At 73.5% G+C, this 22,367-nt stretch carries 19 protein-coding genes and 3 pseudogenes; 13 read left to right on the top strand and 9 right to left on the bottom strand.

Annotation, left to right across the window (positions count from 1 at the left end):
* Positions 1-126: 126 nt before the first annotated feature.
* Positions 127-792 (top strand): TOPRIM nucleotidyl transferase/hydrolase domain-containing protein, encoded by a 666-nt coding sequence (locus Phou_RS31205; RefSeq protein ID WP_173062599.1) that lies wholly within the window; start codon positions 127-129, stop codon positions 790-792.
* Here Phou_RS31205 and Phou_RS54620 read toward each other — a convergent pair.
* Positions 779-907 (bottom strand): hypothetical protein, encoded by a 129-nt coding sequence (locus Phou_RS54620; protein ID WP_281365098.1) that lies wholly within the window; start codon positions 905-907, stop codon positions 779-781. The genes Phou_RS31205 and Phou_RS54620 overlap by 14 nt on opposite strands.
* Before the next feature lie 131 nt (positions 908-1,038).
* Here Phou_RS54620 and Phou_RS55795 point away from each other — a divergent pair.
* Positions 1,039-1,179, top strand: a pseudogene (locus tag Phou_RS55795) (hypothetical protein); the annotation flags it as partial.
* Positions 1,180-1,297: 118 nt separating this feature from the next.
* On the top strand, positions 1,298-1,555 hold the full coding sequence (locus Phou_RS53280; RefSeq protein WP_371872243.1) for a hypothetical protein: 258 nt from the start codon (positions 1,298-1,300) through the stop codon (positions 1,553-1,555).
* On the opposite strand, the gene Phou_RS31215 is transcribed toward Phou_RS53280, so the two are convergent.
* Positions 1,541-2,749 carry an endonuclease/exonuclease/phosphatase family protein gene (locus Phou_RS31215; protein WP_173062602.1) on the bottom strand — a complete coding sequence of 403 codons (1,209 nt, stop codon included), beginning with the start codon at positions 2,747-2,749 and terminating at the stop codon, positions 1,541-1,543. The two genes, Phou_RS53280 and Phou_RS31215, sit on opposite strands and share 15 nt — an antisense overlap.
* 183 nt (positions 2,750-2,932) lie before the next feature.
* Between Phou_RS31215 and Phou_RS31220 the strand changes: the two genes are divergently transcribed.
* From Phou_RS31220 to Phou_RS31240, 5 genes are all read left to right on the top strand, one after another.
* Positions 2,933-3,688, top strand: a complete 756-nt coding sequence (locus Phou_RS31220) for an anti-sigma factor (RefSeq protein WP_173062605.1) — start codon at positions 2,933-2,935, stop codon at positions 3,686-3,688.
* Between the two features lie 17 nt (positions 3,689-3,705).
* Positions 3,706-4,683, top strand: coding sequence for a threonine ammonia-lyase (locus Phou_RS31225; protein ID WP_246273980.1), 978 nt, complete (start codon positions 3,706-3,708; stop codon positions 4,681-4,683).
* A gap of 85 nt (positions 4,684-4,768) precedes the next feature.
* Complete coding sequence (locus tag Phou_RS31230) at positions 4,769-5,668, top strand: ABC transporter ATP-binding protein (protein WP_173062609.1); 900 nt, start codon at positions 4,769-4,771, stop codon at positions 5,666-5,668.
* 12 nt (positions 5,669-5,680) lie between these two features.
* A complete protein-coding gene (locus tag Phou_RS31235) occupies positions 5,681-6,415 on the top strand; it encodes an ABC transporter permease (protein ID WP_173062612.1) in 735 nt (244 codons plus the stop codon).
* Entirely contained in the window at positions 6,405-7,070 is a 666-nt protein-coding gene (locus tag Phou_RS31240) for a TetR/AcrR family transcriptional regulator (RefSeq protein WP_173062615.1), read from the top strand. The genes Phou_RS31235 and Phou_RS31240 overlap by 11 nt, the downstream gene beginning before the upstream one ends.
* Here Phou_RS31240 and Phou_RS31245 read toward each other — a convergent pair.
* The 3 genes from Phou_RS31245 to Phou_RS31255 all read right to left on the bottom strand — a co-directional run bounded on the left by Phou_RS31245 (position 7,038) and on the right by Phou_RS31255 (position 10,691).
* Positions 7,038-8,408, bottom strand: coding sequence for an FAD-binding oxidoreductase (locus Phou_RS31245; protein WP_218579284.1), 1,371 nt, complete (start codon positions 8,406-8,408; stop codon positions 7,038-7,040). The two genes, Phou_RS31240 and Phou_RS31245, sit on opposite strands and share 33 nt — an antisense overlap.
* Positions 8,405-9,628 (bottom strand): phosphoglycerate dehydrogenase, encoded by a 1,224-nt coding sequence (gene serA / locus Phou_RS31250; RefSeq protein WP_345512932.1) that lies wholly within the window; start codon positions 9,626-9,628, stop codon positions 8,405-8,407. Before serA ends, Phou_RS31245 begins: the two co-directional genes overlap by 4 nt.
* A 142-nt stretch (positions 9,629-9,770) precedes the next feature.
* Positions 9,771-10,691, bottom strand: coding sequence for a hypothetical protein (locus tag Phou_RS31255; protein WP_173062618.1), 921 nt, complete (start codon positions 10,689-10,691; stop codon positions 9,771-9,773).
* A gap of 169 nt (positions 10,692-10,860) precedes the next feature.
* On the opposite strand from Phou_RS31255, the gene Phou_RS31260 reads away from it, so the two are divergent.
* Positions 10,861-11,070, top strand: coding sequence for a hypothetical protein (locus tag Phou_RS31260; protein ID WP_173062621.1), 210 nt, complete (start codon positions 10,861-10,863; stop codon positions 11,068-11,070).
* A 97-nt stretch (positions 11,071-11,167) separates the two neighbouring features.
* Here Phou_RS31260 and Phou_RS53285 read toward each other — a convergent pair.
* A pseudogene (locus Phou_RS53285) lies at positions 11,168-12,135 on the bottom strand (PQQ-dependent sugar dehydrogenase); the annotation flags it as partial.
* 248 nt (positions 12,136-12,383) lie between these two features.
* A pseudogene (locus Phou_RS53290) lies at positions 12,384-12,668 on the bottom strand (molybdopterin-dependent oxidoreductase); the annotation flags it as partial.
* A gap of 258 nt (positions 12,669-12,926) precedes the next feature.
* On the opposite strand from Phou_RS53290, the gene Phou_RS53295 reads away from it, so the two are divergent.
* Both Phou_RS53295 and Phou_RS31280 read left to right on the top strand, forming a co-directional pair.
* The gene (locus tag Phou_RS53295; RefSeq protein ID WP_246273982.1) at positions 12,927-14,807 is read left to right on the top strand and encodes a hypothetical protein; all 1,881 of its coding nucleotides are present in this window, start codon (positions 12,927-12,929) and stop codon (positions 14,805-14,807) included.
* 82 nt (positions 14,808-14,889) lie between these two features.
* Positions 14,890-15,573, top strand: coding sequence for a fibronectin type III domain-containing protein (locus Phou_RS31280; protein ID WP_173062630.1), 684 nt, complete (start codon positions 14,890-14,892; stop codon positions 15,571-15,573).
* Positions 15,574-15,650: 77 nt separating this feature from the next.
* On the opposite strand, the gene Phou_RS31285 is transcribed toward Phou_RS31280, so the two are convergent.
* Complete coding sequence (locus Phou_RS31285) at positions 15,651-16,724, bottom strand: hypothetical protein (protein ID WP_173062633.1); 1,074 nt, start codon at positions 16,722-16,724, stop codon at positions 15,651-15,653.
* Positions 16,725-16,845: 121 nt separating this feature from the next.
* Here Phou_RS31285 and Phou_RS31290 point away from each other — a divergent pair, with 121 nt between their 5' ends.
* On the top strand, positions 16,846-17,766 hold the full coding sequence (locus tag Phou_RS31290; RefSeq protein WP_173062636.1) for a zinc-binding dehydrogenase: 921 nt from the start codon (positions 16,846-16,848) through the stop codon (positions 17,764-17,766).
* Positions 17,767-17,874: 108 nt separating this feature from the next.
* Here the strand turns inward: Phou_RS31290 and Phou_RS31295 are convergent, their stop codons facing one another.
* The gene (locus tag Phou_RS31295) at positions 17,875-19,809 is read right to left on the bottom strand and encodes a S8 family serine peptidase (RefSeq protein ID WP_173062639.1); all 1,935 of its coding nucleotides are present in this window, start codon (positions 19,807-19,809) and stop codon (positions 17,875-17,877) included.
* A gap of 207 nt (positions 19,810-20,016) precedes the next feature.
* Here Phou_RS31295 and Phou_RS31300 point away from each other — a divergent pair, with 207 nt between their 5' ends.
* Complete coding sequence (locus tag Phou_RS31300) at positions 20,017-22,353, top strand: tetratricopeptide repeat protein (RefSeq protein WP_173062642.1); 2,337 nt, start codon at positions 20,017-20,019, stop codon at positions 22,351-22,353.
* Positions 22,354-22,367: the final 14 nt, after the last annotated feature.

Here is a 22,367-nt window from a genome sequence, read left to right on the forward strand (position 1 = left end):
CGTCAAAACGCCCACCACCGCCCCACCCGGAACGCCATGAACAAATCGGTTGTCCCGGGCCGTGCCCGTGGTCGATGATGCGGCCATGGCGCGCGCTGATCGACGGAGCACCGGGCGGTAGCCGCCATGGATCTCGCCACCCGCCGCGCGCTCGCCCGCCGGGCGCTCGAAGGCTACGTGAGCGGCCCGACCGCGCCGATCGAGGCGACCGCGCGCGCCCTCGCCAAGCTCGACAGCGCCGCCGCCCTGGTGCTCGTCGAGGGCATCAGCGACCAGATCGCCGTCGAGACGGCCGCCGCCGCCCGCGGCCGGGACCTGGCGGCCGAGCAGGTCGTGGTCGTGCCGATCGGCGGGGCACACGCGATCGGCCGGTTCCTGCGCGGCCTCGGGCCGCTGGGCGGCTGGATGCGCCTGACCGGACTGTGCGACCTGCACGAGGAGGAGGTCTTCCGGCGCGGCCTCGTCGCGACCGGGGTCGGCTCCCCGCCCGACCGGGCCGGCATGGAGCGGCTCGGCTTCTACACCTGCGTCGAGGACCTCGAAGACGAGCTGATCCGCGCTGTGGGCACCACCGGCGTCGAGGCGCTGTTCGACTCGCAGGGCGACCTCGGATCGTTCCGCTCGCTGCAGAGCCAGCCCGCCTGGCGCGGCCGCGACCCGCAGGCGCAGATGCGGCGGTTTCTGGGCAGCGGCGCGACCCGCAAGTCGCGTTACGCGCGGCTGCTCGTCGAGGCGGCCATCGCCCGGGACGCGTTGCCGCGGCCGCTGGACGCGCTGCTCACCGCGGTGTGAGCGGTACCGCCAGCGCCGAGGTCGCCACCTGGTGGAGGTCGCCGCCCGCCACGTAGAAGAGCCGGTCCAGGCCGGGCGAGAGCGAGGGGTGGTACTCGTCGGCGGCCGTGTTCACCAGCGGTCCCAGGCCGGCCGGCTCGGACCAGGCGCCACGCGTGAGCCGGCTCGCCCAGATAGCTGGCCCCGCCGGCGTTCAACTGGCAGCTGGGGCTTGCCGCGCTGGTCGCCGCCCCGGTCGTCGCCGCGATCCAGGTCTGGACCGGACGCGCGACGGCCGCCGCCGACGCCGAGCGCCGCGAGCGCGACCACGAGGCCACCGCGCGGGTCATCGAGTACCTGCAGGCCCAGCCCGTGCTGCGCGCCGGCGGCCGGACCGCCGAGCGCTTCGCGCTGCTGGACGGCGCGCTGCGGGACGTGCGGCGGGCCGCGCGCCGGCGCGCTGCTGTCCGGCAGCGAACGCCAGCGGGTCTCGATCGCGCGGGCGCTGCTCAAGGACGCGCCGATCGTGCTGCTGGACGAGGTGAGCTCCGCGCTCGACCCGATGAACGAGGCGGCGGTGCACGACGGGATCGAGCGGCTGATGGCCGGCCGGACCGTGGTCATGGTCGCGCACCGGATGCGCACCGTGCGGCGAGCCGACCGGGTCGCGTTCCTTTCCGGCGGCCGGATCGTGGAGCAGGGCGGCCACGCCGAGCTGCTGGGCCGCGGTGGCCGCTACGCCGCCTTCTGGGAGCTGTCCGAGGGCGTCTCAGCCGGTGGATAGGACCGCGCGCTGGGGCCGGTGGTCGGACAGGCCCTTCGGGTCCACGAACTCGTACTCGTGCACAGTGACGTCGGACGTGCTGAGCAGCCAGTCGATCCGCCAGAGCGGGGCGCCGAACTTCCGCTCGCTGTTGGCGCCACCGACCGCCCACGTGGTCGGGTACAGCGAGGACAGCGCCCGCGTGTGGTCGACGAGCTGGTCGGGCAGCATCCGCCGGATGCCCATCGCGGGCGTGGTGTTGAGGTCGCCGCCGAACACGATCGGTTGCGAGTTGCCATCCATGTCCGCCTCGAGCGCGCGCAGGCTGGCCTTGCGCATCGAGTCGTTGAACCGGTCGGTCTCCACCCGGCCCCGGCTGCGGTCGCCGCTGAGCGACAGCAGCCGGCTGGGCGGCTGGTACAGGTGCGCGTTATAGAACGAGACGACCCTGTCCGGCAGCCGCACGTCGGTGCGCAGCGCCTGGCTGTTGTAGAAGGCGGCGTACTCGCGCATGGCCGGCGGTACGGCCCGGAACTCCTCGGGCAGCCACGGCGTCGAGTCGAGCCCGCGCGAGGCGACGACCGGAAAGCGGGACAGGGTGACGTTGCGGCCCACGATCACGACCTGGTAGCCGGGAAACGCCTCGCGCAGCCGCTCCCGCTGGTCGATGGGTTGGACCTGCGAGAAGATGTCGGCCGGCGTGAAGTCGACGTGTGCGTACTCGTGGAGCATGTACACGTCGGCGTTCATGCCGCGCAGAAACGAGTAGAAGTCCTCGGTGGTCTTCTCCCCGTCGCTGATCATGTCCTGGTCCCAGTACATCGTGTTCCACGTCACCACCGTGATCGCGCCCGGCCCGGCCGGCGGCGGCGTGTACCAGAGCGTGGCGACGTTGATCCCGCTGTAGCTCGCGCCGAACAGCAGGGCGACCGCGCAGACGACCGTGAGCCGCCAGCGGACCCGCCGGGCGATCAGCGCGACGCCGGCCAGCAGCACGGGCATCGCCGCGAACACGATCGGCGGCAGCAGGTCGACCTGGCCCCACACGTACGTGCGGCCGCTGAGCACGATGTGCGCGACGACCAGCGCCAGCCAGCCCACGCAGGCGGTCACCGCGAGCCGGGTGCCCCAGGTGCCCCACCGGCGCCGGGGTTTCGCGGTGGCGGGCGTCTCCGGCGGGCTCTCGACCTCGGTCACCACGTCCTGTCCCTGCATGGCACCACCCTCGGCAGCACGGTCCGGCGACTCGAAGGCTACGACAGCGTGCCTTGTCGGAATCTTGGAAGCGCAGGGACGGTGGCCGATGTCGCCTGAACCGGACGGGCCTGGCGAGCGTATTATCGCCATCGACGGCCGGCCCGGCGCCGGCCTTCCCCGCCGCGGGTGGGAGGTGAGGACGTGACCGCGGATCTGCACTCGCTGTCCGGGGCCTACGCCCTCGACGCCGTCGACGACATCGAGCGCGCGGCCTTCGCCCGGCACCTGCTCGAGTGCGAGTCGTGCCGCATCGAGGTGGCGGAGTTTCAGGAGGTCGCCGCCAAGCTCGGCGGTGCCGACGAGCCGCCGCCGCCCGGCCTGCGCGACAGCGTCCTGGCCCTCGTGAGCCAGACCAGCCAGGTCACCACCGCCGAAGCCGCCCCGGCCGCCGGCGTCGCCACCCTGACATCGCTTTCGGCCAAGCGGGCCGAGCGCTGGCGGCGGGCCACCCTCGGCGTCGCGGCCGCGGCAGTGGTCGCCATCGCCGCCACCTGGATCGTCATGGACCAGCGGCTCGCCGACGAGCGGCACCAGGTGCAGTCGCTGCGCGCCGAGCGGGAGCGGATCTACGCGGTGATGAACGCCCGCGACGTCACCATGCGCGGCGCCAACCTGCCCGACGGCGGGCGGATCGCGGCGGCGGTCTCGGACAGCGAGCACGGTGGTGTGGCCATGCTCGCCGGCCTGAGCGACCCGCCGGCCGGCCAGATCTACCAGATGTGGGTGTTCACCGGCGGCGCCCCGAAGTCGGCGGCGCTGCTGCCGGCCGGGATCAGCGGCGGCACGCTCGCCTTCGACTGGGAGCCGGGCTCCAGCGCCTTCGCCATCACGCGGGAGCCCGCGGGCGGGTCGCCGGCGCCCACCATGGCGCCGCTGGCGACCATCAACCTCTCCTGATCAACTAGCCTCTCTGCGTGGCGAGCACAGCGTTCCGCGGCGGTACCCGGATGGATCTCGACCGGATCCGCGCCGCGCGGCACGCGATCGACCCGCTCTTCCTGGACACCCCGTTCTACGAGTGCGGCCCGCTCGGGCGACGGCTGGGCTGTGCGGTGAGCCTCAAGCTGGAGACGGCCAACCCGGTGCGCAGCTTCAAGGCGCGCGGCACCGAGCTCGTCACCAGCCTGCTGGCCGGCGGCGGCGGGGACGCGGTCGTGTGCGCCAGCGCCGGAAACCTCGGGCAGGCGCTGGCCTGGTCGGCCCGCCGCCGCGGCATCCGGGCGACCGTGGTGGCCGCGCGCGGCGCTCCGGCCGCGAAGCTCGACGGCATCCGCGCGCTCGGCGCCGAGCTGCAATTGGTGGACGGCGACATCGAAGACGCGCGCGAGCGGGCGGTGCGGCTCGCGGCGCAGCGGGGCGTCCGGCTCGTCGAGGACAGCCTGGACATCGAGACCTGTGAGGGCGCGGCGACGATCGGGCTGGAGCTGGCCGCCGGCCCGCCGATCGACGCGGTCCTGGTCGCCCTCGGCGGCGGCGCGATGGCCACCGGCATCGGCTACGTCATGAAGGCGCTGCGCCCCGAGGTCGAGGTGATCTGCGTCCAGCCGGCGGGGGCGCCGGCGATGACCCGCTCCTGGCACGCGCGCCAGGTCGTCACCACCGACACGATCGACACCATCGCCGACGGCGTGGCCGGCCGGCACCCGATCCCCGAGGTCCTCGACGACCTGCTCGCGGTGGCCGACGACGCGGTACTCGTCGAGGAAGCCTCGATCCGCGCCGGCATGCGGCACCTGCTGGACCTCGCCGGCCAGGTCGTCGAGCCGTCGGCCGCGCTCGGCGTCGCCGCCGTGCGGGAAGACCGCGCGCGCTTCGCCGGCCGCCACGTGGTCACCGTCGTCTGCGGCAGCAACGTCGACCCGGCCGCGTACCGCGGCTGGGTCGGCCACTGAGAAACCCGCCCATTGGCTTGCGGTCTACGACGCCCTATAGTGAGCGCATGCTCATGAACATTCGCTCATAATCGGGGAGGCGTCCTTGATCGAGATAGACGGGTTGAGTAAGCGGTTCGGCGCCGTGGACGCGGTGCGGGACCTCACGTTCGCGGTGCCCGCCGGCCGGGTCACCGGCTTCCTGGGGCCGAACGGGGCGGGCAAGACCACCACCCTGCGCGCCCTCCTCGGCCTCGTGCGACCCACCGCTGGTGCCGCGCTGATCGACGGCGAGCCGTACCAGCGGCTGCGGCAGCCCCGCCGGGTGGTGGGCGCGGTCCTGGAGGCGACGGCCGCGCACCCCGGCCGCCGTGCCCGCGACCACCTGCGGGTCCTGGCCGGCCCGAGCGGCGCGGGTCCGCGACGGGTGGAGGAGGTCCTGGACCTGGTCGGCCTGCGCGAGGCGGCGGGGCGCCGGGTGGGCGGGTTCTCCCTCGGCATGCGCCAGCGGCTCGGCCTCGCCGGCGCCCTGCTCGGCGACCCGCGCGTGCTCGTGCTGGACGAGCCGGCCAACGGCCTCGACCCGGAGGGCATGGCGTGGCTGCGCGGGCTGCTGCGCGACCTGGCCGGCGAGGGGCGCACGATCCTCGTCTCCAGCCACGTGCTCAGCGAGGTGGCGCAGAGCGCGGACCACGTGGTGATCGTCGCCTCCGGCCGCCTGCGGTACGCCGGTCCGCTGGACGGGCTCGGCGCCGGCAGCGTCGTCCTGGCCCGCACCGGGCAGGCCGAGCGGCTGCGCGACCTGCTCGCCGGCCACGGCGGCGAGGCGAGCCTCGAGGCGGGCGCGGTCCGCGTGCGCGGGATGAGCGCCGAGCAGGTCGGCGAGGTCGCCGCCCGCGAGGGGATCGTGCTGTCCGCGCTGAGCGAGGAGGGCGCGTCGCTGGAGGCGGCGTTCCTGGACCTGACAAAGGACGTCGCGGCCGCGCAGCCGGCCGGGGCGCGGTAGAGGGGGATCGGCATGCTGTCGCTCATCGGCAACGAGTGGACGAAGCTGCGCACGGTCCGCGGGCCGTGGCTGCTGATCGCGATACAGCAGGCGGTGATCGTCGCCGGGGTCAGCGGACTCGCCGCGGCCGGCACCGACCTGGACACCGACGACGGGGTCCGGACGCTGATGTCCCACGCGGGCCTCGTCTCGGCGATCTTCACCCTCGTGCTCGGCGTGACCGCCGTGGCCGGCGAGTACCGGCACCGCACGGTCACCGACACCTACCTGGCCACCCCGCACCGGGCGCGGGTGGTCGCCGCCAAGCTCGCCGTGTACACCCTGCTCGGCACCGCCGCCGGGGTGCTCAGCGCGGCCGTCGGCACCGCGGTCGCCGCGCTCTGGCTGGCCGCCGACGGCTCGCCACTGGACCTGCAAAGCGGCATGGTGTGGCGGATCGCCGCCGGCATCGTCGCCTTCAACCTCGTGTACGCCGCGATCGGTGTCGCCCTCGGCGCCCTGGTCCGCAACCTGACCGCGGCCGTGACCGCCGCGCTGGTCTGGATCGCGCTCGTCGAGACGATCGTCGGCAACCTGCTCGGCGACCTGGGGCGGTGGCTGCCCAACCGGGCCGGCCTCGCGCTCGGCTACATGCCGTCCACGGTGCCGGTGCTGCCGCAGTGGGGCGCCGGGCTGGTGCTCGTCGGGTACGCCGTGGTGATCGTGGTGGCGGCGAGCGCCACTACAGTCAGGCGAGATGTCACCTAGACGAGCCAAAGCGGTCACCGGCCGGGCCGGCGACGACCCGGCCACCGCGCTGCGCCAGCACCTGATCGACACCGCCGACGACCTGCTCGCCCAGCGCCCGGTCGCCACGATCACCACCCGGGAGATCGCCCGCACCGCGGGCGTCTCCGACGGGGTGCTCTACAACTACTTCGCCGACAAGTACGAGCTGCTGCTGGCCGCGCTGCTGCGCCGGTACCACCGGCTCGCCGACCGGTTCGCCGCGGCGCTGCCCGAGCCCGGCACCGGCACCGTGGCCGGCAACCTGCACGCCTTCGCCCGCGCGTCGCTGGACTTCCAGGCCGACCTGCTCCCGATGGGCGTCGGCCTGATCAGCGAGCCGGCGCTGCTGCACCGGTTCATGGAGACCATCCACGCCGACCTGCACGGCCCGCAGGCCAACCAGAGCCGGCTCTCCGGCTACCTGCTCGGCGAGCAGGCGCTCGGCCGAGTGCCCGCACACGTCGACACGGTCGCGGCGGCGACGCTGCTGACCGGCGCGTGCCTGAGCTTCGCGATCGCCGGCCACGTCCTGCCCGACGGGGTCCGCCCGGATCCGGCCACCGCCCTGCCCGCCGCGGTGGAGACGCTGCTGAACGGCGTCCTAGCCCGGCAGGAGCACGCCGGGGCTGAGTAGGCCCGCCGGGTCCAGGGCGGCCTTGATCCGGCGCATCGCCTCGATCTCCTCCGGCGTACGGGACAGCGGCAGCCACGGCGCCTTGGCCCGCCCGACGCCGTGCTCGGAGCTGATCGTGCCCCGGTGCGCCGCGACGAGCCGCAGCACCGCGTCGGTCACCTCCTCGGCGCGGTCACCGGTGTCCAGCACGTTCAGGTGCAGGTTGCCCTCGTTGAGGTGCCCGAACGGGATCACCCGGGCGGCCGGCGCGACCGCCGCCACCGTCGCGGGCAGCTCGGCGACCAGCGCCGACAGCTCGCCCAGCGGGACGCAGACGTCGAGCTTGGTCGGCACGCCCGCGGCGCTGATGGCCTCGGTGTGCGCCTCCCGGTACGACCAGAGGCGCTCGATGCCCGCGCGGTCCGCGGCGACCGTGGCGTCCACGACGGCGTCGCAGGTGGAGAGCATCTCCAGCACGCTGTCGGTCGGGTCGGTGCGGGCCGAGCACTCCAGCACGACGTACGCCCCGGCCGGCTCGCCGAACGGCGCGGGCAGCTTCGCGTACGACCGGACCAGGTCGAGGCCGTCCGGGTAGAAGATCTCCGCGGCGGACAGGGTGGGCAGCTGCGCCCGCGCCGCCGCCAGCAGGTCCAGCGCCGCGTCCGTGCCGGCCACCGCGACAAGGGCCACGGCCCGCGCGGGCAGCAGGGGTACCAGCCGCAGCCGCGCCCGGGTGACGACGGCGAGGGTCCCCTCGCTGCCGGCCAGCAGGTGGGTCAGGTCGTAACCGGTGTTGTCCTTCGCGAGCCCGCCCAGCCGGCTCAGCACCGTGCCGTCGGCCAGCACCGCCTCCACCCCGGCGACCTGCGCGCGCATGCTGCCGTGGCGCAGCACCCGGATGCCGCCGGCGTTCGTGGCGATCATCCCGCCCACGGTGGCGGAGGAGCGGGCGGCCAGGTCGACGCCGAAGTCGAGCCCCGCCTCGCGGGCGTGCGCCTGCAGCCGCTCCAGCGTCACGCCGGCCTCGACGGTCACCTGGGCCTCGACCGCGTCGACCGGCTCGACCCGGCTGAGCCGGGTGAGGCTGACCAGCACCTCGCCGCCGGCCGGCACGCCCGCGCCAACCAGCCCGGTGTTGCCGCCCTGCACCACGATCGGCGCGCCGGCGGCCGCGCACGCCCGGATCACGGCGGCCACCTCGCCGGTGCTGCCCGGCCGCACGACACAGCGCGCGCTGCCGGTGAAGCGGCGGGTCCAGTCGGTCTCGTACGGCGCGCGCAGGTCACCGTCGACAAGCACGTGCGCCGGGCCGACGACCGCCCGCAGCTCGTCCTCCAGGTCCCGCGGGGTGCTATTCACGACAGGACCCGCACGCGGATGCTCTGCTCCATCGCGCGCAGCCGGGTGAGCACGTCCTCGGGGTAGTCCACGCCGACGTCGGTCAGCAGGTAGCCGTACTCGCCGCGGGTGGCCAGCAGCTGCCCCTCGATGTTGACCGCGTGCTCGGCCAGGATGCTGTTGACCTGGGCCAGCACGCCGGGGGTGTTGCGGTGCACATGCGCGATGCGGTGCGTGCGCGGCGGCTGCGGCAGCGCGATCGTCGGCAGGTTGACGCTCAGCGTGGTGTTGCCCTCGCTGACGTACTGGGCCAGCTTGTTGGCGACGAACCCACCGATGTCCGCCTGTGCCTCCTCCGTCGACCCGCCGACGTGCGGGGTGAGGATCACGTTCGGCAGGCCGCGCAGCTCGGACTTGAACTCGTCGCCGCGCCCCTTCGGCTCCTGCGGGAACACGTCGATCGCCGCGCCCGCGATGTGGCCGCTCTGCAGGTGCCGGCGCAGCGCCGGGTAGTCGATCACGAAGCCGCGGGACAGGTTGAGGAACAGGCTGCGCGGCCGCATCCGGGCGAACTGCTCCTCGCCGAAGAAGCCGCTGTTTCCGGGGCGGCCGTCGACGTGCAGCGTGACCGTCTCGGACACCTCCAGCAGCTCGTCGAGCGTGTCGCAGCGCTTGGCGTTGCCCAGCGCGAGCTTGTCGGCGGTGTCGTAGAAGTACACCCGCATGCCGAGGGCCTCGGCCAGCACGGACAGCTGGGTGCCGATGTTGCCGTACCCGACGATGCCGAGCGTCCGCCCGCGGACCTCGTGGCTGCCGGTGGCGGCCTTGTCCCAGACTCCGTTGTGCATCGCGTTGTTCTTCTCGACCACGCGGCGGGCGAGCATGATGATCTCGGCCAGCGCCAGCTCCACCACGCTGCGCGTGTTGGAGAAGGGCGCGTTGAACGCCGCGATGCCGGACGCGGCGGCGGCCGACAGGTCGATCTGGTCGGTGCCGATGCAGAACGCGCCGACGCCCAGCAGGTGGGAACCCGCCGCGAGGACCCGCGCCGTCACCTGCGTCTTGGACCGCACCCCGAGCAGGTGTACCCCCTGCACGCGCTCGATCAACTCGTCCTCGTCGAGCGCGTTCGGTACGGTCTCGACGACGCAGCCCGCGGCGTGCAGCCGAGCCACGGCGTCGGGATGGATGCTCTCCAGGAGCAGGGCGCGAATCTTTTCGTGGCCGACCATGACGTCCATTTCAGTCCCGGACCTTCGGCTGAAAGCCCAGCTGAGATCGTAACCAGACGCCGATGGGGCACCTCCCGCCGAGGTGCCGGTGGGAGCCGATGAGCCCGCAGCGGCCGGAAGCTCGCCGACTCCCCGCCGGCCAGGCCACGCGCTATCGGTAGTCCACCTGCTCCCGAGACGTGATACGCGCCCGATTCTGCTCCTCCAACTTCAACCGGTAGAGCTGCCAGGCAAGCCCTTCCAGAACCTTGGGCCGAACGGTGTTCTTGATGTTGTCAAGCCCATTTCCCGCATCCAAAACAAGGGCGATTTTCTGCATTCGCGCCTTTACTTTCGTGCCCTTGGTGCCAGGTGCTGCGGCGAAAAATATCCGCGCGGCCTCGGCGTAGTGCTCCATTACGAAGGCATCAAGCTGACGATGCAGATGACAATCCATCCGTGCGACCCGCTCTTGCATGCTCTCCGAGAACCCTACCGTAGGAAGAAAGGCGAGAAGCTCGGCGGACGCGACCTCCGGCATGAGGGGAAGGCCCTTTGTGATGATTCTGTCGAGGGCGTTTTCAAGCTCGTCGAGATCGGGTAGGTCCGGACTTCGGTCGGCCGCGCCCATGCACAAGTAGCTCGCAACGTCAGGCAGGTACTCCGCTCGGATGTAGCCGCGGACCTGGCTGTGCAACGGAAACCGTTCGAAATCGTCGGCAAATAGTCCGAACCGATAATCGTAGCTCTTGCCTCGGGTTTCCGGGGTGAGGCCGAACATCTGCTTCAACATCACCGTCTTATAGGCCTGACGCTTTACCGCGCCTGGATCGCCACCCGTCCTTCGCGCGTCGTCGGCGTGCGGGTCGACGTAGTCGATCGCCTCGGCGATCAGGCGTTCGAGCGCCTTGCAGGGTTCGTATTCGAGCTGTGCCGCAATGACCATCGGCAAGTCCCGCAGAATGTCGGGAATCGTCTCTGGGTCACCAATCGGGAATCCGGGATCTACAAGCCAATCGAGTGCCCGCGCAACGCCGATCTCAAGTTGTCGGCGTGTACTCCAGTAATAGCGATTCTTGGCCTTCAGTACCAAATACACCTCCCCTGGCCAGGGCTCAAGCTAGACCCCGCGGCGCCCAGTCGTCAACTATTACCCAAAAACTACCCACTTTCTGCGTCGCTTCTTGCCTGCCTGACGGGTCAAGCTTCCCGCGCCGATTCTTTCCTGTTGGGTTCGACACGAGAAAGGAGCTGCGGGAACCATGCCACGACGCGGTCGCAACCGGGGGTACCGAAAGCAGGCGGAGTTCGAGCAAAGGGAGCGGGAATGGGCGCTGCGGGAGCTGGAGCGCGCGCTGCGCGGAAGGCGGGCGGCGAATGAGCCGGAGGCCAGTGTCCCCCGGATCAGTGGTGGCGGGCCCCGCCATCTCGTCGACGGTGCGCCGCTCAGCGACTACCCGCCGCCGCCATGACTCACGGGGTCACCCGCAGGATCAGGTCGTAGTCGGGGCCGACGCGGTCGTTTGTCAGCACCCACAGCGAGCCGTCCGGGGCGGGCGTCACCTGCCGCAGCCGGCCGTACCGTCCGGTCAGCAGCTGCGCGGGCGAGGAGCCGTCGGTGCCGATCCGGTAGAGCCGCTGCCCACGCAGGCAGGCGATCCAGATGCGGCCGTCGTGGAAGGCCATCCCGCTGGGCGAGGCGTCGGCCGGCCGCCACGTCGCGACCGGGTCGGTGAAGTCGGCTCGCCGCCGGTGCCCTCCAGCTCGGGCCAGCCGTAGTTGGCGCCGGCCTCGATCCGGTTGAGCTCGTCGAGCTTGTGATGCCCGAACTCGGACGCGTAGAGCTGGCCGTCGCCGTCCCAGGCGATGCCCTGCGGGTCGCGCAGACCCAGGCTGTACACCGGTGAGCCCTCCACCGGGTTGCCCGGTGCGGGCTCGCCCTCCGGCGTGAGGCGCAGGATCTTGCCGCCCAGGTCGTCGCGGTCCTGCGCCTTGGCGCGTACGTCACTCTCGCCGGTGGTCACGTAGAGCATCCCGTCCGGGCCGAACCGGATCCGCCCGCCATTGTGGATCGGCCCGCGCGGGATGCCGGTCAGGACCGGTTCGAGTGGCGCCGTCGAGTCCAGCCGCAGCCGGCTGATCCGGCTGTCCCGCTCGGTGGTGTAGAAGACGTAGACCCAGCCGTCCCGCTCGTACGTGGGGGAAACCGCCACCCCCTGCAGCCCGGCGTTGTTGGCCGGCCGCGAGATCTCGTCGATCGTCCGCACCTCGGTCAGCCGCCGGTCCGGCGAGACCTTGCGCAGCCGGCCGGTCTCCCGCTCGGTGACCAGCGCCGACCCGTCGGGCAGGAACGCCAGGTCGAAGGGGATGCGCAGCCCGCTGACGACCGTCTCCACGGCCGCCGGCTCCGCGACGGGCGCGTCACGCACGGTCGGGCGGGCCCACCACCCGTAGAAGGAACCGTAGGAGTAGACCCCGACGGCCGCCGACACCAGCAGCACACCCACAACCCCGAATGCGACCCACCGCCAGCGCACGCGGCGAGCTTAGGTCCGCTCCAGATCCCCATTCCCTTCGAACAGGTGACGCTCAGCTGAAGCCTGTCTGACGGCGGCGCGCCGCGGTCCGTGGTGGTGGTCCCGAGCCCGCTGGAACGACGACGGCGACGTCGACCACGCCCACGACGAACGGCCAGCCACATAAAGTCCGACCCGAGTTGGATGTGTGAACTGCCGCTGTGCCCGCGGCTGCCGGCGCGGTGTCGAAGCGGGCAGCGCGACCTCGACCGGCTCACCGCCTGCCGGTCCGCCTCGCCCAGGTCGGCCGCCGTCAGGAGCTTGCCCGGGCGCGGCGCGCCGCCGCTGCCCCGCACCAGCGTCACCAGGTAGGGCAGGTCCGTGAACCGGGTCACGTCGTCGACGAAGCGGGGCGTGGCGCGGTCGACGAAGAACTCCTTGAGGATCGCGTGCCGCATCGCCATCGCGAGCGCCCCGTCGGTGTCCGGCGCGGCCGGCAGCCACTCGTCGGCGAACTTCACGCTGTCGGCGTAGTCGGGGCTGAGCACCACGACCGCCGCCGGTTGATCAGGGACTTCGTGGGTGGACAAGCCGGCCGACACGCCCGCCAACTCCCTGATCAACTGGGCGGGGGCGGTATTTCGGGTCAAGGTGGGCGCTCTTACAACGCGAGATGGTTGCTCGCTCAATGAACCTTGGATCGGGTCTGGCCGTAGGAGCGGTATGGGGGGACTGGGTGGATCTATGAGGGGAGCGACCGCAACCGGCGCGGGATGTGGACCGCGGCGCGACTCGGCCTTGTCGCTGTGGGAGTGCGGACACCGCGCGCTGGAGTACGAGGGGACCTGGCCGGCGCGCGCCGCTGGTTCGAGGCGGCCTATGTGGAGGCCGAGCGGACCGGTGACGTCGCGGTGATGGCGCGGGCAGCCGTCGGGTACGGCGGGCTGTGGGTGCACGAGCACCGCACCGCCGTGGCCGCGGGGCTGTTCGAGGCCCGGCTGGCCCAGGCCGGCGCGCTGCTCGACACCGCCGACCTCGACCCGGACGAGCGCCGCGACCTCGCCCTGCGCCTGCGCGTCCGGGCCGCCGGCGAAGCCGACTACCGTGCCGGCCGGTCGGCGACGATCCTCGCGCTGCTCGACGAGGCGCGGGCCTCGCCCGACCCGCAGGCCCGCATGGAGGCGCTGAGCGTCGCGCACCACTGCCTGCTCGGCCCGGACGACGAGCCGACCCGCCGCCGCCTGGCCGGCGAGCTTGTCCGGGAGGCCGCCAGCACCGGCCGGCGCGGCCCGATGGTGATGAGCCTGCTCTGGCAGTGCGTCGACATGCTGCTGGCCGGCGACCGGCACGCCGGGCGGCGGCTGGCCGAGCTGCGGACGCTGCTGGCCGAGGGGCCGCACCTGGCCGCCGACTTCGTGGTCAGCGCGATCGACGTCATGTTCGCCATCCGCGCCGGCCGGCTGGAGGAGGCGGAGCAGGCGGCGCAGAACAGCTACGAGCTGGGCGCCAAGGCCGGCGACGCGGACGCCCAGGCGTGGTTGGCGGCCCAGCTGGTGACGATCCGCTGGTACCAGGGCCGCCTGCCCGAGCTGCTGCCGATGCTCGGCGTCACGGCCACCGCGCCCACGCTGAGCGCGGTCGACAACTCCCTGCTCGGCGCCGTCGCGGTCGCCTCCGCGCTGGCCGGCGACCGCCGTACCGCCGAGGCCGCGCTGGCGTCGCTGCGCGGACCGGGCCTCGACCGGCTTCCGCGCTCCTCGAGCTGGCTGGTCACCATGTACGGCATCGCGGAAGCGGCGTACCTGCTGGACAACCGCCCGGCCGCCGCCCGCGTGCACGCGCTGCTGCTGCCGTTCGCGCACCTGCCGATGATGGCCAGCCTCGGCGTGGCCTGCTTCGGCTCGGTCGAGCACGCCCTCGGGGTGGCGGCGCTGGCGATGGGTGACCTGGACCGGGCGATCGGGCACCTGCGTGAGGCCGTGCACCGCAACCTGGCGCTCGTGCACTGGCCGGCGGTGCGGGCCTCGCGGCTGCGCTTCGCCGAGGCGCTGGACCGGCGTGGCGGTCCCGGCGACGCCGCGGCGGCCGCCGCGCAGCGGGCCGCCGCGGGGCAGCTCGCGCCGGTGGTGGGGCGGGGCGGCACCGCCGCGACGCCGGCCACCTGCGTGCGCCAGGGCCGCCGCTGGCGGGTCGAGCTGGGCACGCGCGCGGTGACCGTCGACCACATGGTGGGCATGCTGCACCTGGCCGTGCTCACCGCCAACCCCGGCACCGAGATCGCGTCGCTGGAGCTGGTGGCCGGCGTCGAGGCGCTCGGGCGGGCGGCCGCGACCGAGGTGCGGTCCACACAGGAGGTGATCGACGACACCGCCGCCCGCAGCTACCGGCGGCGGGTCGCCGAGCTGACCGAGGCCATCGACGTGGCCGGGCGCCGCCGGGACGCCCGGGCCGTCGCCGCGATGGAGCAGGAGCGGGCCTGGGTACTGGCACAGCTCGGCGCCGGTACCGGACTGGCCGGCCGGCGCCGTTCCTTCGTGAACGACGAGGAGCGTGCCCGCCTGGCCGTGGGCCGGGCCATCCGGCGCGCGGTGGCCCGGATCGACCGCGCGGACCCCCTGATCGGCGCCCACCTGCGCGCCAGTGTGCACAGTGGAATCAGGTGCTGGTACCGCCCGGCCGACCCGGACGGCTGACCCCGATGGAACGGCTTGGAACGGCTACAGGGATGTACGCCGTCGCAAGTCCGTCGCACCGCGGTCAGGAAGAGGGGCATGCATGTCCGACACACACCGACGTATCGTCTCGACCACGATCGGGCTCACGCTCGCCGCCTGTGCCGCCATGGTCGCTCCGGCCACGGCCGCCGGGGCGGCGCCGCCGGACCGCGTGCCGCCCACCGCGCCGGCGAACCTGCGCGTCCAGAGCGTGGGCCACACGTGGGTGACGCTGGCCTGGACCCCTTCGACCGACAACTCCGGGACCGTCTTCTACGACACGACGCTGCAGACGCCGACCGGTCCGCTGCAGGCCCGCGCGTTCGGCCCCACGCAGGGGTTCGGCGGGCTCGCGCCGGGCACCACGTACACGGCGTCGGTGCGCGCGGTCGACCTGGCCGGCAACAGCTCCGCCGCGGTCTCCGTCCAGGTCGCCACGCCGGCGCGTACGCTGCCGCCACCGACCACCCCGGCCAACCTGCGCGCCGTGCACGTCGGCGGCGTGCTCGACCGGATCGAGTGGGACGCCTCGACCCACGGCACGCCCGTGTCGTACCAGGTGCTGTCCGGCGACACGGTGCTGTCCAGCGTCCCGGCCACCAGCGTCAGCGTCTTCCAGCTCGTGCACATCGACTGCGCCGTCGAGCCCGGTGGCACGTACACCCTGACCGTGCAGGCGCTGAGCGCGGACAACGACGTCTCCGCGCGCAGCGCGCCGCTGACCGTCACCATCCCGCTCGGGTGAGCGGCCGCTGAGCACCGCTGGCCGGCAACGGGGGGACGCGCTGGCACCGCCGCGGCGGTGCCAGCGCGTGTGGCCGGTCAGCGGACCAGCAACTGCACCAGGCCGGGTTGCAGGCCCGAGCTGTCCACGACGTCGTCGCCGGCCAGCGTGTCGATCAGCAGGAAGTCCTCCGGCCGCAGGAAGACGGCGGCCACGATGGGCTGGAGCCCGGCGACCAGCACGTCCGCCTTGGCGCCGCTGACCGTGATGCGGTCGACCCCCGGCGTCCCGCGCACGGTGAGGGTGTCGGCGCTGCCGTTGGGCGCCCCATTCGACTGGTCGGCGCTGAAGTTGGCCGTGACGCGGACGACGCCGGTGCCGGACAGGTCGTTGACCGCGACCGCGTCACCGCTGCCGCTGGAGTCCACGCTGCCGAAGCCGATGTACGCCACGTCCTCGACCCCGCCGGCCACGACCTGGTTGCGGAAGTCGTGCGCGACGAGCAGGCGACCCTTGACCGCGGACATGCCGACGCTCTCGCTGGACAGGCTCCCCTCCATGCTCAGCACGTCCCGCCCGGCGCCACCGTCCACATCGTCGCGCCGGTCGCCGGCGAACGCGTTGAGCGAGGTGGTGAACCTGTCGTCGCCGTCATCGAGTGACACGGCCTGCCGGCCGGCACCCGCGCCGCCGCCGGTGACCCGGTCGTCACCCGCACCGGCGAGGACCGTGACCGGCCCCGGGGTGGAGGTGAGGACGTTGTCGTCCCCGTCGCCGCCGTCGACGGTGGTGGGCGCGTCGTCCGCCCCGTCCTGCCCGATGGTGCCGAGCACGGTGACGACGTCGGCGTCCGGTCCGGCGTCGAGGGTGACCGGCACCTCACCGGCGCCGCGGCCGCTCACCACGTCGAGGCCGGCCGCCGCCAGCACCCGCACCTCCCGGAAGCGGGACCGGGGCACCTGCGCGTCGACGGTGCCGTCCAGTCCGAAGTCGACGCTCAGCCCGGCGGCGTCCGTCGTCACCCCGATCAGGTCGCGACCGGCGGTGCCGGCGACGGAAGCGACACCCCCTGCGACCGTCACGGTGGGTCCGGTCGCGGCGTGCGCCGCCCCCGGTGCCGCCGCGATCCCGGCGCCCAACACCGCGGCGGTGGCCATGGTACGAAGTCTCACGTGCCCTCCTCGTCTCGTGCGGCGGCCCTGTCGCCGCCGCGCACCATCGAGGCGGTCCACGCCGTTCCACGCCGACCGTTCCACGCCGATCCCTCGGCATCGACCATCGGGAGTGCCGGCCATGTTCGCCCTGACCACGACCGCCGCCGCGCCGCACGTCACGCTCACCGAGGTCGTCGACCCGGTGCCGCAAGGTGGCGAAGCTCTCGTCCGGGTGCGGGCCGTCTCGCTGAACCGCGGCGAGGTGCTGCGCCTGCCGGACCTGCCCGAGGGCGCGACGACCGGCTGGGATCTCGCCGGTGTGGTCGAGCGCCCGGCCGCCGACGGCAGCGGCCCGCCGGCGGGCACCCGGGTCGCCGGCATCGTCCACAGTGGTGCGTGGGCGCAGCTCGTCGCGGTGCCCACCGACCGGTTGGCGCCCATCCCGGACGGGGTCACCGCCGCGCGGGCCGCCGCGCTGCCCACCGCCGGCCTGACGGCGCTGCGCTCGCTGGAGGTCGCCGGCCTGCTGCTCGGCAAGCGGGTGCTGGTCACCGGCGCGACCGGCGGCGTGGGCCGCATCGCGGTCCAGCTCGCGTACGCCAGCGGCGCCCAGGTCACGGCGCTGGTCCGCGACGCGGCAGCGGCTGGCGGGACGTTGCGGAGCCTCGGCGCGGCCGCCGTGGTCGAAGCCCTCGACAGCGACTTCGACTTCGTCCTGGACTGCGTCGGCGGCGCGACCTTCGCGCAGGCCATCGAGCACCTGGCCAAGCGCGGTCTCGTGGTGAACGTCGGCACGCTCGACGGCGACGGGACGGTCACGTTCCGGGCGGGCCGGTTCGACCGGTCGTACGGCGCGCGGATCTACACGCTGAACCTTCCCGACGAGCTCGCCGCGCACGCCAGCGGCAGCGGCGACCTCGGCCGGCTGTGCGCGCTCGTCGCCGCCGGGCGCCTGGACCCGCAGGTGGAGCGCGAAGCGTCGTGGCGCGAGCCCGCGGCGGCCATCGAGGCGCTGCTGCACCGCCGGGTCGGTGGCAAGGTCGTGCTCCACGTGGACTGACGGCGGGGTGAACGGCAGCCGCGCGGGCGTTGTCGCCCGCGCGGCCACCCCCCCATTCGGCGGAGGAGAAGACCCCGGCCTGATCCCGACCGGCCGGGGTCGCTGTGGTCAGGAGGCCGGGATGTCGCCGTTCTGGCCCCACTGCACCGAGGTGATCAGCCGGACGTGCCACATCCCGTCGGAGGGCCGCCAGACCGCGACGTCGGTGAGCGCGTCGCCGTTGAAGTCGCCGGCGATCGGCACGTCTCCTGACTGTCCCCACTGGACGGACCAGAGCAGGCGCACGTGCCACATGCCGTCGGAGGGCCGGAAGACCGCCACCTCGGCCACCCCGTCACCGTTGAAGTCGGACGCGACCGGCACGTCTCCTGACTGTCCCCACTGGACGGACCAGAGCAGGCGCACGTGCCAGGTGCCGTTGGAAGGACGGAAGACGGCCACCTCGGCCATGCCGTCACCGCTGAAGTCCGCCGCGATCGGGATGTCACCGGCCTGCCCCCACTGCACACTCCACAAGCCACGCACGTACCAGGTTCCGTTCGAGGGCCGGAACACCGCCAGGTCGGTCACCCCGTCGCGGTTGTAGTCGGCCGGGACCGGGATGTCGCCCGACTGTCCCCACTGGATGGTGAACTGGTTCGCGACGTACCAGACGCCGTCGGACGGCCGCCAGACCGCGATGTCGGTCACCCCGTCGCCGTTGTAGTCGGCCGAGACCGGCACGTCGCCGGGCAGGCCCCACTGCGCGGAGAACAGGTTCCGGGCGTACCAGGTGCCGTTGGCGGGCCGCCAGACCGTGAAGTCGGTGACGCCGTCGCCGTTGACGTCGGCGACCGCGTCCAGGGTCGAGTTGAGCAGCAGGTTCGGTGAGCCCTGGACGTCGGTGACGACCCCGGCGGTGGCGTTGCGCACGATGGCGTCCCGCACCTGCTGGGGGCTGGCCGTGGCGTGCCGGTTGAGGTACAGCGCGGCGACGCCGGCCACGTGCGGGGCGGCCATCGACGTGCCGGTCAGCACGCGGGTGCCGGTGTCGGAGGTGTTCAGCGCCGAGACGATGTCGGTACCGGGCGCGAAGAGGTCCACGCAGGCGCCGAAGTTCGACGGGCCGAGCACCCCGTTGAACCGGGCGTCGCCGCTGGTGGAGTTGGCCACCGTGATGACGCGCGGCACCCGGGCCGGGGAGTTGCCGCACGCGTCCGCGCCCTCGTTGCCGGCCGAGGCGACCACGGTGATGCCCCGGTTGATCGCCGCGTTCGTGGCGTCGTCCATCGCGGTGGAGGCGGAGCCGCCGAGGCTCATGTTGATGACCGCCGGGAACTGCGCGTTGTTGGTGACCCAGTTGACGCCGGCGATGACCGTCGAGGTCGGCGTCGTGCGCCCGCAGCCGAAGACCCGCACGCCGTGGATCCGCACCGACCGCGCGACACCTGTCGTCGCGCCGCCGACGGTGCCGGAGACATGGGTGCCGTGCCCGCTCGCGATGCAGTCGTCGCTGCGGCCGTCGCCGACGACGTTGGCGTCCAGGGTGGCCCGGCCGCCGAACTCGTTGTGCGTCGTGCGCACGCCCGAGTCGATCACGTAGGCGTGCACGCCCGTGCCGTTGGAGTTGGCCGCGTAGACGCCGTCGAGTGTCCGGCCGCGCTGGTTGATCCGGTCGATGCCCCAGCTGGCCGTGGCCTCGAGCCGCATGACCGAGTCGGTCTCGACGTACGCCACGTTCGGGTCGCGCCGCACCTGGTCCAGGGCGGTCGACGAGAGCTTCGCGGCGAACCCGCGCAGCGCCGTGTCGTACCGGTGGCTGATCTGCCCGCCCTGCGACCTGACGCCGGTCTCGACGCGGGCCGTGGCCGGTGCGGCGGTGTCCTTTTTGTACACGACGATGTAGCTGCCGGCGATCAGCTCGCCCGTCGCGGCGCGCAGCGGTGCCAGCGTGCCGCCGGGTGCGGGCGCGGCCTGCGCCGCCGCCGGCAGGGCGCTCGCGACCAGCGCCCCGGCCAGGGCGGTGACCAGCAGGCGGGGTACGGTCCTTCGTCCCAACAACATGAATACTCCTCGCTCCGAAATTCGGATGCGTCAACGGATGTATTGAGTTACACGAATTCGTGGCCGGGGCGCCCGGGATACTGGACACCGCCGGACGGCACCGAACATGGCGCTGTCATGGATCTGATAGAGGCGGGTCGGGCGCAATTGACAGCGTTCTATCCTTGTGGGCGGGGTGGGTGACCGACCTAACGGGCGGGTTGGGGGATGCGTGTGGTGCTGTCCGAAATCGACACGTTGGCGGACCTGGCGCGGGCCTTGCGCCAGCTGCGCCGCAGGGAGGCCCGCGAGCGTGCCCTTCCCGAGCTGACCTACCGCGAGCTGGCCGCCAAGACCGGGTGGTCCGTCGGCGTCATCGGCGGCTACTTCTCCGGGCAGGTGCTGCCGTCCACCAGCCGGTTCGACACGCTGATCCGGCTGCTCGGCGCGACACCGGCGGAGCAGGGGATCCTCGCCACAGCCCGGGACCGCGTGGCCGAGCGCCGCGGCGCGGCCGACCGGCAGGCCGCGCCGGCGGCGCCGCCGGCCGAGCCGGAGCCCGAAGGCACCGGCCGGGTCCGCCCGGCCCTGCCCGCCGCACCGCGCCAGCTGCCCGCGGACGCGCCCGCCTTCGCCGGCCGGGTGGAACAGCTGGCCGCCCTGGACCTGCTGCTGGGCGGCGCGGGCGCCCGGGTCGCGGCCATCTCGGGCACCGCCGGCGTCGGCAAGACGACCGTCGCCGTGCACTGGGCGCACCGGGTGGCCGACAAGTTCCCCGACGGCCAGCTCTACGTCAACCTGCGCGGGTTCGACCCTGCCGGCACGCCCCTCGACCCGGCGACCGCGCTGCACGGCTTCCTGGTCGCCCTCGGCGTGCCGGCCGCGCAGATCCCGGCCGACCCGGACGAGCGGACCGCCCTCTACCGCAGCCGGCTGGCCACCCGCCAGGTGCTGGTGCTGCTGGACAACGCCGGCGACGCCGCGCAGGTCCGCCCGCTGCTGCCCGGCTCACCCGGCTGCGCCGTGATCGTCACCAGCCGAAATCGGCTCACCGGGCTGGTGGCCGTCGACGGCGCGCGGGCGGTCGGGCTCGCGGTGATGTCGACCGAGGAGGCGACCGAGATGCTCGCCGCCCGGCTCGGGCCCGCGCACGTCGCCGCGCACGCCGAGGCGGTGACCCGGATCGTCCAGCGGTGCGGTGGGCTGCCGCTGGGCCTGGCCGTGGCGGCGGCCCGCGCGGTCGCCGACGAGGTGCCGCTGCCCCGGCTCGCCGCCGAGCTCGGGCGCCCGCTCGACGCCCTCGCCGCCGGGGACGCCGCCGCCGACGTGCGCAGCGTGCTGTCCTGGTCGTACCGGATGCTGCCGGACCGCGCCGCCCGCCTGTTCCGGCTGCTCGGCGTCCACCCGGGGCCCGACATCGGCCTCGCCGCGGCGGCCAGCCTCGCCGCCGTCCCGCTCACCGAGGCCGAGGCGCTGCTGCGCGAGCTGACCCGGGCCAACCTGCTCACCGAGCACCGCCCCGGCCGTTTCGCCTGCCACGACCTTCTCCGCGCGTACGCGGTCGAGCTCGCCGAGTCCTCCGGCGCGGACGGCGGCCTCGCGCGGGTCCTGGACCACTACACGCGCACCGCGAACACCGCCACCATGCTGCTCGACGCGCTGCGCGACCCGGTCGAGCCGCCGCCACCGGTCGCCGGTGCCGTGCCGGAGCCGCTCGCCGACCTCAACGCCGCCCTGGCCTGGTACTCCGTCGAGTACCCGGTGCTCACCGCGGCGATCGGGACGGCCGGGGAGCGGGGCTTTCCCGCCCAGGCCTGCCACCTCGGCTGGGCCGTCGGCTGGTACCAGCACCTGCGCGGGCACTGGGAGGACTGGCTGGCCGGGCTGCGGATCGCGCTGGAGGCCGCCGGCCAGCTCGACGACCGCGCGTGGCTGGCGCGGATCCACCGCGACCTGATCGGCGCGTACGCCTGGCTGGACCGGTACGACGACAGCCGCGCGCACGCCCGCCAGGCCCTGGAGCTGTACGGCGAGATGGGCGACGTGCCCGGCCAGGCCCGCTGCCACCGCAGCCTCTGCATGACCTTCGAACGCGAGGGGCGCCCGCGCGACGCCCTGGAACACGCCGCGCGCAGCCGCGACCTGCTGCGCGACACCGACGACCAGGCCAGGCTGGCGTACGCGTACAACTCGGTCGGCTGGTACCACGCGCTGGTCGGCGAGTTCGACGCGGCGCTGACCGACTGCCAGGAGGCGATCCGGCTGCTGCGCCTGACCGGCGACCGGCACGGCGAGGCCAGCACCTGGGACAGCATCGGGTACGCCTACCACCACCTGGGCCGGTTCGACGAGGCGCTGGAAAGCTACCGGCTGGCGCTGGAGCTGTTCCGCGAGTTCGGCGACCAGTTCTACGAGGCCGACACGCTGGACCACGTCGGCGACACGCACCAGGCGACGGGCGACGCCGCGGCCGCCCGCGAGGCCTGGCACGCCGCGGTGTCCATCTTGGACGGACTGGGACACCCGCGGGCGGCCGAGATCCGCGCCAAGGTCGCGGCCGTCTGAGACCGGGCCGCCAT

The sequence above is a fragment of the Phytohabitans houttuyneae genome (assembly GCF_011764425.1).
Classification (GTDB): Bacteria; Actinomycetota; Actinomycetes; order Mycobacteriales; family Micromonosporaceae; genus Phytohabitans; species Phytohabitans houttuyneae.

Bases quoted from the DNA above. Each gene is read 5' to 3' on its own strand.
- serA (WP_345512932.1), bottom strand. From the start codon at position 9,628: ATGGACGTCATGGTCGGCCACGAAAAGATTCGCGCCCTGCTCCTGGAG.
- Phou_RS31215 (WP_173062602.1), bottom strand. From the start codon at position 2,749: ATGCAGGGACAGGACGTGGTGACCGAGGTCGAGAGCCCGCCGGAGACG.
- Phou_RS31295 (WP_173062639.1), bottom strand. From the start codon at position 19,809: ATGTTGTTGGGACGAAGGACCGTACCCCGCCTGCTGGTCACCGCCCTG.
- Phou_RS31260 (WP_173062621.1), top strand. From the start codon at position 10,861: ATGCCACGACGCGGTCGCAACCGGGGGTACCGAAAGCAGGCGGAGTTC.
- Phou_RS31240 (WP_173062615.1), top strand. From the start codon at position 6,405: ATGTCACCTAGACGAGCCAAAGCGGTCACCGGCCGGGCCGGCGACGAC.
- Phou_RS31205 (WP_173062599.1), top strand. From the start codon at position 127: ATGGATCTCGCCACCCGCCGCGCGCTCGCCCGCCGGGCGCTCGAAGGC.
- Phou_RS31290 (WP_173062636.1), top strand. From the start codon at position 16,846: ATGTTCGCCCTGACCACGACCGCCGCCGCGCCGCACGTCACGCTCACC.
- Phou_RS31300 (WP_173062642.1), top strand. From the start codon at position 20,017: ATGCGTGTGGTGCTGTCCGAAATCGACACGTTGGCGGACCTGGCGCGG.
- Phou_RS31280 (WP_173062630.1), top strand. From the start codon at position 14,890: ATGTCCGACACACACCGACGTATCGTCTCGACCACGATCGGGCTCACG.
- Phou_RS31235 (WP_173062612.1), top strand. From the start codon at position 5,681: ATGCTGTCGCTCATCGGCAACGAGTGGACGAAGCTGCGCACGGTCCGC.